The sequence below is a fragment of the Synechococcus sp. H60.1 genome (assembly GCF_047462335.1).
Classification (GTDB): domain Bacteria; phylum Cyanobacteriota; class Cyanobacteriia; order Thermostichales; family Thermostichaceae; genus Thermostichus.
In genome coordinates this window covers 1-8,920 of the sequence record NZ_JANSJA010000156.1, presented here as the reverse complement: position 1 = coordinate 8,920, position 8,920 = coordinate 1, and the positions used below count along the sequence as shown (strand labels likewise).

The window sequence follows — 8,920 nt, the reverse complement described above, 5'->3', positions numbered from 1 at the left end:
CGTTAAGCTAAAGGCAGGTGTAGCGTCGATGCTTGTGGGGCCATGTCTGAAGCTCAAGGTTTGCTGCCGGTGGGGGCGAGGGTTGAGGTGGTGGAGATGCCTCCTTACTTGAAAACGGCTGACCCGATGCCGATGTTGCGCCCTGCCCATTTGATTCGGCTGCACGAACAAGGGGTGATCTTGCAGCGGCGGCTGTTGGGCACCTACAGTGTGCAGTTTGCCAATGGCATCTTTTTAATCGACGGCAAGTACCTGGCTCTTGTGGGATCCCGCCCGTGAGCAACCCATCTCCACCGGGGCCTAGGAAACTGGGACTCTTGCTCTTTGGGAGCGGCAGGTCTTGCGCGTGCTGGCGGACTTTCGCGGTAGATTAAAGGGTGCTGGCTGGGGTTGGGTCAACATGGATGCGATCCAGCCTGGCTTGCGGTATTGGCTCTTCTGCTTCTGTTGCCCCACATCCGATTAGGCTATTGTCGCTTATGCCCAGAGTTATCGTCACGGATCCCATCGATCAGGCGGGAATCGACATCCTCTCCCAAGTGGCCCAGGTGGATGTGCAAACCGACCTCACGCCGGAGCAGTTGATTGCGGTCATTCCCAACTACGATGCCATCATGGTGCGCTCCGGCACGCGGGTCACCCGCGAGGTGATCGAGGCGGGGACGAACTTGAAAATCATCGGTCGGGCGGGGGTGGGCGTGGACAACATCGACGTGGCTGCCGCCACCAAAGCTGGGATCCTGGTGGTCAACTCCCCTGAGGGCAATACGATTGCTGCCGCCGAGCACGCCATCGCTTTGATGATGGCCCTCTCCCGCCACATTGCCGATGCCAATGCCTCTCTGAAAGCAGGCCAATGGAAGCGGCAGGAGTTTGTCGGGGTAGAGGTGTACAAAAAGACACTGGGCATTGTTGGCCTGGGTCGCATTGGATCCCATGTGGCCCAGATTGCCAAGGCGATGGGGATGCGGCTTTTGGCCTACGATCCCTACCTTTCGATGGAGCGGGCGGAGCAACTGGGGGTGCGCCTGGTGGATTTCACAACTTTGGTGCAGGAATCGGACTACATCACCCTGCATGTCCCCAAGACCCCTGAGACCACCAACCTGTTCAACGCCGAGACCTTCCGCCTGATGAAGCCGACCGCCCGCCTGATCAACTGTGCCCGCGGCGGCTTAGTGGACGAGCAAGCCCTCTATGAAGCCCTCAAATCCGGCCAAATTGCGGGGGCGGCCCTGGACGTCTTTGCCGATGAGCCCCTTAGCCAAGATTCACCTCTGCTTTCCTTGGGCAAGGAGATCCTGCTAACCCCTCATCTGGGGGCCTCCACTGAAGAGGCGCAGGTGAATGTGGCCATCGATGTGGCAGAGCAGATCCGCGATGTGTTGTTGGGGCTGCCTGCCCGTTCTGCTGTGAACATCCCTGGCTTGCAGGCGGAGGTGCTGCAAAGCCTCAAGCCCTACCTGGACTTGGCGGAAACTCTGGGCAACTTGGTGGGCCAGTTGGCGGGGGATCGGGTCAACCAGTTGGAGATCCGCCTCCAGGGATCCCTGGCGGAAAAAGATGGCCAGCCGATCGTCATCGCCGCGCTCAAGGGGCTGTTGACGCTGGCTCTGCGGGAGCGAGTTAACTACGTCAATGCTTCCATCGAGGCCAAGGAACGGGGCATTCGCGTGGTGGAGACGCGAGATCCCTCTTTGAAGGATTACTCCGGATCCCTGACGTTGATTGCCCATGGCCCCAACGGGGTGCGTTCGGTTTCGGGAGCGCTGATCGGAGAGCGGGAGGTGCGCATCACCCAGATCGACGAGTTCCCGGTGAATGTGCCCCCCTCTGCCAATATGCTGATGACCCTGCACCGGGATATGCCGGGGATCATCGGGCGCATCGGCACCCTGCTGGGGGCCTACAACGTCAACATCGCCAGCATGCAGGTGGGGCGCAAGATCATCCGCGGCGATGCGGTGATGGTGCTCAGCCTTGACGATCCCCTGCCAGATGGGATCATCGAAGAGGTGTTGAAGCAGCCAGGTATTCGCGATGCTTTTGTGGTGAACCTTTGACGGCTTCTGCTGGGGCAGTGCGAAACCGGCTTGAGCAGAGGGGAGGGTAATCTCTTTGCTTGGGTTAGCGGGGATAGTGTTGAGGTGAACGCTTGAGCCCGAACAACCTACCGCCGATGGGTGGAATCCCAACCTGGGATTGGCCGGGGTTTCTGGAGTCGCTAGGCCACTTTGGCGTCGATCTCAGCCTGGATCGCATGCAGGTTTTGCTGCAGCGCCTCGGCCAGCCCCAAGCGGGGATCCCGGCCATCCACGTAGCCGGCACCAACGGCAAGGGATCCGTCTGCGCCTGGGTCAGCCATGTGCTGTGGGCGGCGGGCTATCGCGTCGGTCGCTACACCTCTCCCCACCTGGTCAATTGGCGGGAGCGGATCTGGCTAAGCGGCGAGTACATTTCGCCAGGCGACTGGAGCCAGGTGTTGGCCCAAGTGCGGGACTGCCTGCAGACTTACGCTCCTGGCGAGGCTTCCCCCACCCAGTTTGAGGCCATTACCGCCGCTGCCTGGCTGTACTTTCGCCAGCAGAAGGTGGAGGTGGCGGTGATGGAGGTGGGCCTAGGGGGGCGACTGGATGCCACCAATGCCGGGATTGAGCCGGTGGTCACTGCCATCACGTCCATTGGCTGGGATCATTGGCAGCGTCTGGGCAACAGTCTGCCGCAAATTGCCTTCGAAAAAGCCGGCATCCTCAAGCCGGGGATCCCGACTGTGTGCGCACCCCAACCCCCCGAGGTGATGGCCGTGATCCGGGCCAGAGCCGAGCAGATGGGCAGTCCTCTGCGGGTGGTGGAACCTTTGCAATGGTCGGGGCCCCAGGCCGTCCGCTGGCGCGAGCAGGTACTCACCCTGCCCCTCCCCGGTGAGGTGCAACTGACCAACGCCGCGGTCGCTCTGGCCGTTTTGGAGACCCTGCAGGAGCAGGGCTGGCAGATCCCAGAAGCTGCAGTGGCCAGGGGGTTTGCCGCCACTCGGTGGCCGGGCCGTCTGCAGCGGGTGCAAGTGGGATCCCGCCGGTTGTTGCTGGATGGGGCCCACAACCTGCCCGCTGCCCAGGCGCTGCGCCGCTACCTAGACGAGCACCAGCCCGGCCCTCTCACCTGGTATATGGGCATTCTCACGACTAAAGATGTCAAGGGTATTCTTGCTACCCTGCTGCGACCGGGGGATCGCCTCTTTGCCCTGCCCATCTTCGGCCACGCCAGCACCCCTCCGGAAGAACTGGCCCACCTGGCCCAGATCCTGCAACCCCATCTTCGCTCTGTCCAGGCGCTGCCAGATCTTGCCGCTTTACAAGCCCAACTGCAGCAGCCAGCTGACCCCGGCGAGCCGCCTGCGGTCATCTGTGGATCCCTGTACCTCTTGGGCCAGGTGATGCAAGCTTGCCTGGGATGGGATCTGGCCTGCTGAGGCTCCTGCAACCAGTTTGGCCGATGGCTTGGAGATCCCTAGCGCTCCCTTTGCCAGCTCCATCGGGATGACAGGATTTGAACCTGCGGCCCTCTGCTCCCAAAGCAGATGCGCTACCAAGCTGCGCTACATCCCGCTCTTGTAATTATGGCAGATATCAGGCCGGATCCCTGCTGTAGGTTGTCGAATTCCCGCTGGGGCACCCCACCCCCAGCGGCATCTTCTACTTAGAACCTGCTGAACCTGTTGGGATGGGTAGCCGCTGCAAACAGCACGGTGGACTGAGGGCGAGCTTCTTGTTCGTCTTCGCAGAGGTTCCCCGACTCCTCAGGTGTTTCCTCAAAAGAGCTTGTCCAATGAGTCTCAGCCAAGCCCCTGATCCCCCTCAAGACCTGAGCATCTGAATCGGCATCACGATCAGGGTATTGCCCTGGCGATCGACCACATAGAGCTCTTGCCCAGGTTGAATCTCCAGGTTGGGGACGCTGCACTTGGCATTCCAGGTGGAGCCGAGATAAGAGACCCGACCCCGCTCGCCCGGCGGAATGGCCGTAACTGCCCGCGCTTCCCGCGATTCCTTCAGGAGATCTTCCAACTGAGTTGAAGTAGAGGGCAGCAGACGCCGGCTGAGAACGATCAGCCCAAGGGAGAGCACAATCCAAGCCGAGAACTGGGCCCAAACCGGCCACCCCCAATAGGCCAAAAGAGCAGCCCCTAGGGCAGCCACACCCGTCGGGCCAGCCACCAGCTCCGGCAAAAACAGCTCGGAAGCAATGAGAACCAACCCAAGGCTAATCCAAGGCCAAACCATAAAACCCAGGGATCCCACCACCTTCAGTATGGCTTAAAGCGCCTGGATTCTGGGTAGGGGTTTGTTGCCGAGCTGCCAGCTAGCTGCCTAGGCGGTAGTTCTCCAAAAACTGTAAGGGATCCACCTCTGCTTGGGGAGGGTTCTTGGGTAGGTTCTTGGATTCGGCAATCCGCATCAAGGTCTCCCAGTCGGTGTTCATGACGAAGGCCACTGCTTGCCGGGCCGCCTCTCGGTGGGGGCAGGCGTCGCCCAAGACACAGCCATCTCGGCAGAGAGTGGCGCAGTCGTGCTCAGTGCTCTTGAGAGTTGGGCCAGCCATGATGTCGTTTTCTCCTAGGGTTTTACATTTTCTTCAGAATACCTGACCTGAAGAGAATCTTGCGCCTGTTGGGGATCGGAAGGGGCGCAGATAGCCTGGAGGAGGTGAGAAGACCGGTTAAGCCTAGAGGAGCAGGGGTCTTATGGAGTTTTCCCAACTGCAAGTGCTGGTGGAGCGGGCTCTGGAAGATAAGAAGCTAACCCGCAGCGAGGTGGATCAAATCATCGCCGCCATCCGGGCCGATGGCAAAATCTCCCCGGAAGAGATGAACTTGCTGGAGTCCATTCGCGAGAAGGTACTGCGCCGAGAGATTCAGGTGGTGGAAGAGTGAAGGGCCGGGATCCCTTTCTGCAGGTAGAGGGTGACCTCGCTGCGGTTGTGAAACAGGTGGCGCGCCCTCACCACCGGGAAGGCGCTGCCCAAGATGTCTAGGGTCTGTCGGAGCACCCGCAGGCGATGCTGGTGGGGGAGCTTTAGGGTCATCACGGCTGCCCCCTGCGGCTCCAGATGAGGGGCAAAGGCCGCCATTAGATGGGCAGAGGCGCGGCCATCCATGCGCATGTCGTTGAGAATGAGGTGAAACCGCCCTGCGCAGCGGGCTAGGTAGGTTTGGGCGCTAAGGCGGTAGTGGCAAATGCCGGCATCGGAGCGGAGACGCTCGTCCAGTTCTGCCGGATCCACGGCCGTCACCTGCTGGCCATGCAGGCGCAAAATGCGCGACCAGCCCCCTGGCGCTGCCCCCAGATCTAAAGCCTGCCCCCCTGGGTGCAAAGGGATGCGAAACACCTGGATGGCTTCTAGCAACTTGAACTCAGAGCGGCTAATCTGACCGGGATCGCGGCGGAAGCGGTGAATGCCGCCGGCCCAGGTGGAGAGGTTTTGCGCCGCCCGCGACAGGCCCAGCCAAGCTCGGATCCCTGTCAGGTTGGCCAGGATCACCACCGAGATCACCTGTTGGGGATCCCTGACCTGCAGCGGCGCCCCCACTGCTGCCGCCACCTGGGCTGCTAGGGCTGCGTTGACCTGAAAGGGCTTGACGTTGAGCTTGCCAAATAGGCGCGTCTGTACAGAAAAGCTGAGGGCAGGGTCGATGGCCGCCAACAGCTCTTCGTCTAGACAGAGTTGCGTCAGGGATCCCTCGTCCAGCCGAAACTCCCGCTGGATGGGGCAGATGTGGCGCAAAAAAATAGGGGGGTTGGCCTGCCAGGCCTGGGCAAGGTCGGCAAAGGAACGCTGACTGCACACCCACACTAGGCCAGGTGCCTCTGGCAAAGGCTGAAGGACGGCCTCGGGATCCGCCGCCGCAATTTCCCGCCTTGCCAGATCCAGAAAATCGGGGTCGGCGCTGCCCAGCCACAGGTGAGTAGCGGGGGGAAGAAACCTGCTCACTGAACCCGCTGCCATTGCAGATAGGGCAAGGAAGCAGCCACCTCTTGAATCCGCTCCCGGGCAGCCAGCAATTGTCCGGTGGCATCCCACGTCCCCTGCACCAGCATTTGCCAGGCCCCCTGCGGGATTTCAACAGCAGCGGCCTTGTCCTCCCAACGCACCTGTTTGTTGAGCAGATCCAGCGTTAACTGGAGCTGCGGGTTTCTGACCACTGCCTCCTGGAGAGTGTGGATCACGCTGGCGGGTGCTGTTACACAGGGGATCCCCAAACTCAGGCAGTTGCCGAAAAAGATTTCGGCAAAGCTTTCGCCGATGAGGGCGCGGATCCCCCACTTGGCCAGAGCTTGGGGGGCGTGCTCCCGGCTGGAGCCACAGCCAAAGTTGGCGTTGACCAGCAAGATCTCTGCCCCCTGGTACTGAGGCAGGTCAAAGGGATGCTGGCCGGCAGCTTGGGCACGGTCGTCGGCAAATACATGCTGGCCCAAGCCCTCAAAGGTAACGCACTTCAAGAAACGAGCCGGGATGATCCGGTCGGTGTCGATGTCGTTGCCCACCAGCGGGATCCCACGGCCCGTGATGGTCAAAACTTCGCTTGGCATGGGAATTGCAGTGAACTTCTGGACTCAAAAGCTGGGAATTGGCTTCAGGGTTTTGCAGGGTATAGCCTGGGGCAGCCTGCCAAACTCTGCTTGAGCGACGGGGCAAGCCTTGAGAACAAGTGCTAGAAACGAAACATCCAGCTCGGCTAGCGGCGGTAAACTTGGTTTTCCAGGTTGCGCACCTGCCGCTCCAGCCGATCTAGCCGCCCGCGCAGCTCGTCCATTTCCGATTGGCGAGGAACACCCAAATCCTGCAGGACGTTGCGCACCTGACGCTGCACGTAAGACTCCAGGTTGCTCTGCTCGGATTTCACCTGGTTGAGCAGGTTGTTGATGACGTTGGATGCCTCTTCTGGTTTGAGCTGACCTTTCTGCACCAGCTCGTCAGCAGCCTTTTTCAACTGCTCCGCCAGCAGAGCGGTGGTGCCCACGCCCATTAGTAAGAGCTGACGTAAGATACTGTTATTGTCCAACGCTGCCCTCCAGAGAATGCTTGCCGAAGGTACGGGCTTCTATGACTACTTATTCTCCTCAGTTTGCCCTCAACTTCGCAACCGGGTCGGCCAGCTTCCCGCTTTCGGCAGAGGGGGCACGGGAGTGGCACAGGGCTTTGCAAACCCTTTTGGAGCGGCTCAAAGTGGGGGCAAGCGGCCTCCAACGCCAGCCCCAGGCGCCGATTGAGTTTCACCATTCCGCCCCAAACTTGTACTTGGAGATGTTCTGCAATCCCAATATCTGGCCCGGCCCCTACGCCGCCAAGGTGTTAGTAACGTTGAAAACAGGGGCATTGCGCCTTTCTATTGAAGTAGAGTTCTCCCGCCTGCAAGAAGACCTCAGCCAGTACCTGGAGTCTCTGAGATGAGCGAAGGCCGACACACTTTGGGCGAGGATCCGGCGGTTATTGCAGTAACGGAGCTGCTGGTTGAGCCGCCAGGTGGGATCCCTGGCCAGATGGAGACAGTTTCTCTCACTTGGCACGATCGCCAGCGCTCTCGGCAGCGGCTGGTGAGTGACCGAGGCACGGCAATCCAGTTGATGCTGCCCCGCGGCACCCACCTTCACGATGGGGATCTGCTGTATGCAGACGCCCAGCGACACATTCGAGTCAAGGCCCAGGCGGAACCGGTGCTTGTCATTCAACCTGAAAATGTCGTTCAAATGGGCCAGGTGCTTCACCAACTGGGCAACTGGCATCGCCCGGCCCACCTTTCTCCCCAAGGGCAGATCCTGGCGCTGGAGGACGAGCCGCTGCGGGATTGGCTAACCCACCTAGGGATCCCGTTCCATTCGGAGATGCGGGTCTTCGAGCCCAACCTCTTGGCCCATAGCCATTGATGGCTATTGCAAGCCTTGCCAACGACACGTAAACTACCCGGCTCCGACCGCTAAGCGGTAGGGAGCGGGCTTCTGGTAGCCCTGCAATTGGCAAGCCAACCACGGACCTCTAGGCCGGTTTACAGCGACCCCCAAAAGGGCAATCATGTTGGCACCGTTAAAATCTGCATCCCCTTCCCAGCCACAGGCCGGGTTCACACAACGAAAATGCTTCCCTTCCCGCTGCCCAAGCCAGAAGCACTGGTGGCAGGTCTGCGAGCTGTAGGCAGGCGGCACCACCACAACCTGGATCCCTGCTCTGGCGGCCTTGTAGTGCACAAATTGCCGCAACGGGTAAAACGCCCAACTGTTCGCCCGCCGCCGCTCGACTTTACTACGCGACTGTTGATTGGTACGTTCTCTAATTCCAGTCAAGTCCTCCAAGGCAATAAAACGGTGGGTGGCCAGTGCCCTAGCAACAATGGACTTGGAGATGCGATGGTTCACCCAAGCTTGAAAGCGCCTCTCCCGACCAGACAGCCGTTGCAACAGCTCCCGACACCTGCGCCGAGAACTGCGTGTGCCCTTGCTGGCCTTGCGTTGCAGAGCCGCTCTCAACCGGGAGTAGTGGTCTCTGACCCGGTTCAGCTGCTGTCCATTCCAGTTCTCTCCCTCAGAGGTATGGGCAATATCTCTCCTACCCAAGTCCACGCCAATCGCCTTGACGGCGCTCTCCGGTTCCGGTACCTCAGATTCCACGCAAATCTGGGTGAAGTAGGAACCGTCTTGGCGTTTGACCAACGTGGCCGCTTTGGGATGAGAACCCGCCAGCATCCCGCGCTGGTAGGAGCCAACATCCAGCTCAAAGCGTTCGCATCCCTCAACGGTGGTCAGCGACACCGTCCAGTCCTTCTCCCGGAAAGAGAAGATGCGGGCATCGTAGGTAACAAAGCCGCCCTTGAACGCTTTGACCGGACGATTCTTTTGCCGGGCAACCTTGCGGGCAGCGGCCAGCCTTC

12 protein-coding genes and 1 tRNA gene are annotated in these 8,920 nt (G+C 60.3%); 6 read left to right on the top strand and 7 right to left on the bottom strand.

Annotated features, from left to right (window positions below):
• Positions 1 to 42: 42 nt before the first annotated feature.
• From NW852_RS08105 to NW852_RS08095, 3 genes are all read left to right on the top strand, one after another.
• Complete coding sequence (locus tag NW852_RS08105; RefSeq protein WP_414365769.1) at positions 43 to 279, top strand: DUF3148 domain-containing protein; 237 nt, start codon at positions 43 to 45, stop codon at positions 277 to 279.
• Positions 280 to 479: 200 nt separating this feature from the next.
• On the top strand, positions 480 to 2,063 hold the full coding sequence (gene serA / locus NW852_RS08100) for a phosphoglycerate dehydrogenase (protein WP_414365768.1): 1,584 nt from the start codon (positions 480 to 482) through the stop codon (positions 2,061 to 2,063).
• A 116-nt stretch (positions 2,064 to 2,179) separates the two neighbouring features.
• A complete protein-coding gene (locus NW852_RS08095) occupies positions 2,180 to 3,469 on the top strand; it encodes a bifunctional folylpolyglutamate synthase/dihydrofolate synthase (RefSeq protein ID WP_414365767.1) in 1,290 nt (429 codons plus the stop codon).
• A 62-nt stretch (positions 3,470 to 3,531) separates the two neighbouring features.
• On the opposite strand, the gene NW852_RS08090 is transcribed toward NW852_RS08095, so the two are convergent.
• The 3 genes from NW852_RS08090 to NW852_RS08080 form a co-directional block, all read right to left on the bottom strand.
• Positions 3,532 to 3,605: transfer RNA gene (locus NW852_RS08090), tRNA-Pro, on the bottom strand.
• A gap of 249 nt (positions 3,606 to 3,854) precedes the next feature.
• Positions 3,855 to 4,280, bottom strand: a complete 426-nt coding sequence (locus NW852_RS08085; protein ID WP_414371682.1) for an NfeD family protein — start codon at positions 4,278 to 4,280, stop codon at positions 3,855 to 3,857.
• Positions 4,281 to 4,359: 79 nt separating this feature from the next.
• Complete coding sequence (locus NW852_RS08080) at positions 4,360 to 4,599, bottom strand: hypothetical protein (protein WP_414365765.1); 240 nt, start codon at positions 4,597 to 4,599, stop codon at positions 4,360 to 4,362.
• 142 nt (positions 4,600 to 4,741) lie between these two features.
• On the opposite strand from NW852_RS08080, the gene NW852_RS08075 reads away from it, so the two are divergent.
• Positions 4,742 to 4,930, top strand: coding sequence for a hypothetical protein (locus NW852_RS08075; RefSeq protein WP_414360596.1), 189 nt, complete (start codon positions 4,742 to 4,744; stop codon positions 4,928 to 4,930).
• Here NW852_RS08075 and NW852_RS08070 read toward each other — a convergent pair.
• From NW852_RS08070 to NW852_RS08060, 3 genes are all read right to left on the bottom strand, one after another.
• Positions 4,912 to 5,988: an SAM-dependent methyltransferase gene (locus tag NW852_RS08070; RefSeq protein WP_414426621.1), complete on the bottom strand. Its 1,077-nt coding sequence runs from the start codon at positions 5,986 to 5,988 to the stop codon at positions 4,912 to 4,914. The genes NW852_RS08075 and NW852_RS08070 overlap by 19 nt on opposite strands.
• Positions 5,985 to 6,587 (bottom strand): 3-isopropylmalate dehydratase small subunit, encoded by a 603-nt coding sequence (gene leuD / locus NW852_RS08065; protein WP_414371676.1) that lies wholly within the window; start codon positions 6,585 to 6,587, stop codon positions 5,985 to 5,987. Before leuD ends, NW852_RS08070 begins: the two co-directional genes overlap by 4 nt.
• Before the next feature lie 146 nt (positions 6,588 to 6,733).
• Positions 6,734 to 7,060 (bottom strand): phasin family protein, encoded by a 327-nt coding sequence (locus NW852_RS08060; RefSeq protein ID WP_011431016.1) that lies wholly within the window; start codon positions 7,058 to 7,060, stop codon positions 6,734 to 6,736.
• A gap of 41 nt (positions 7,061 to 7,101) precedes the next feature.
• Between NW852_RS08060 and NW852_RS08055 the strand changes: the two genes are divergently transcribed.
• Together NW852_RS08055 and NW852_RS08050 are read left to right on the top strand one after the other, a co-directional pair.
• Positions 7,102 to 7,449, top strand: a complete 348-nt coding sequence (locus NW852_RS08055) for a hypothetical protein (protein ID WP_414365761.1) — start codon at positions 7,102 to 7,104, stop codon at positions 7,447 to 7,449.
• Positions 7,446 to 7,922: an urease accessory protein UreE gene (locus NW852_RS08050; RefSeq protein ID WP_414365760.1), complete on the top strand. Its 477-nt coding sequence runs from the start codon at positions 7,446 to 7,448 to the stop codon at positions 7,920 to 7,922. The genes NW852_RS08055 and NW852_RS08050 overlap by 4 nt, the downstream gene beginning before the upstream one ends.
• A gap of 33 nt (positions 7,923 to 7,955) precedes the next feature.
• Here the strand turns inward: NW852_RS08050 and NW852_RS08045 are convergent.
• The coding region (locus tag NW852_RS08045; RefSeq protein WP_414426620.1) for an RNA-guided endonuclease InsQ/TnpB family protein at positions 7,956 to 8,920 on the bottom strand (965 nt) is incomplete at its 5' end.

Excerpts from the sequence above, each read along its gene's own strand:
- NW852_RS08105 (WP_414365769.1), top strand. The coding sequence starts at position 43 with ATGTCTGAAGCTCAAGGTTTGCTGCCGGTGGGGGCGAGGGTTGAGGTG.
- serA (WP_414365768.1), top strand. The coding sequence starts at position 480 with ATGCCCAGAGTTATCGTCACGGATCCCATCGATCAGGCGGGAATCGAC.
- NW852_RS08095 (WP_414365767.1), top strand. The coding sequence starts at position 2,180 with ATGGGTGGAATCCCAACCTGGGATTGGCCGGGGTTTCTGGAGTCGCTA.
- NW852_RS08085 (WP_414371682.1), bottom strand. The coding sequence starts at position 4,280 with ATGGTTTGGCCTTGGATTAGCCTTGGGTTGGTTCTCATTGCTTCCGAG.
- NW852_RS08080 (WP_414365765.1), bottom strand. The coding sequence starts at position 4,599 with ATGGCTGGCCCAACTCTCAAGAGCACTGAGCACGACTGCGCCACTCTC.
- NW852_RS08075 (WP_414360596.1), top strand. The coding sequence starts at position 4,742 with ATGGAGTTTTCCCAACTGCAAGTGCTGGTGGAGCGGGCTCTGGAAGAT.
- leuD (WP_414371676.1), bottom strand. The coding sequence starts at position 6,587 with ATGCCAAGCGAAGTTTTGACCATCACGGGCCGTGGGATCCCGCTGGTG.
- NW852_RS08055 (WP_414365761.1), top strand. The coding sequence starts at position 7,102 with ATGACTACTTATTCTCCTCAGTTTGCCCTCAACTTCGCAACCGGGTCG.
- NW852_RS08050 (WP_414365760.1), top strand. The coding sequence starts at position 7,446 with ATGAGCGAAGGCCGACACACTTTGGGCGAGGATCCGGCGGTTATTGCA.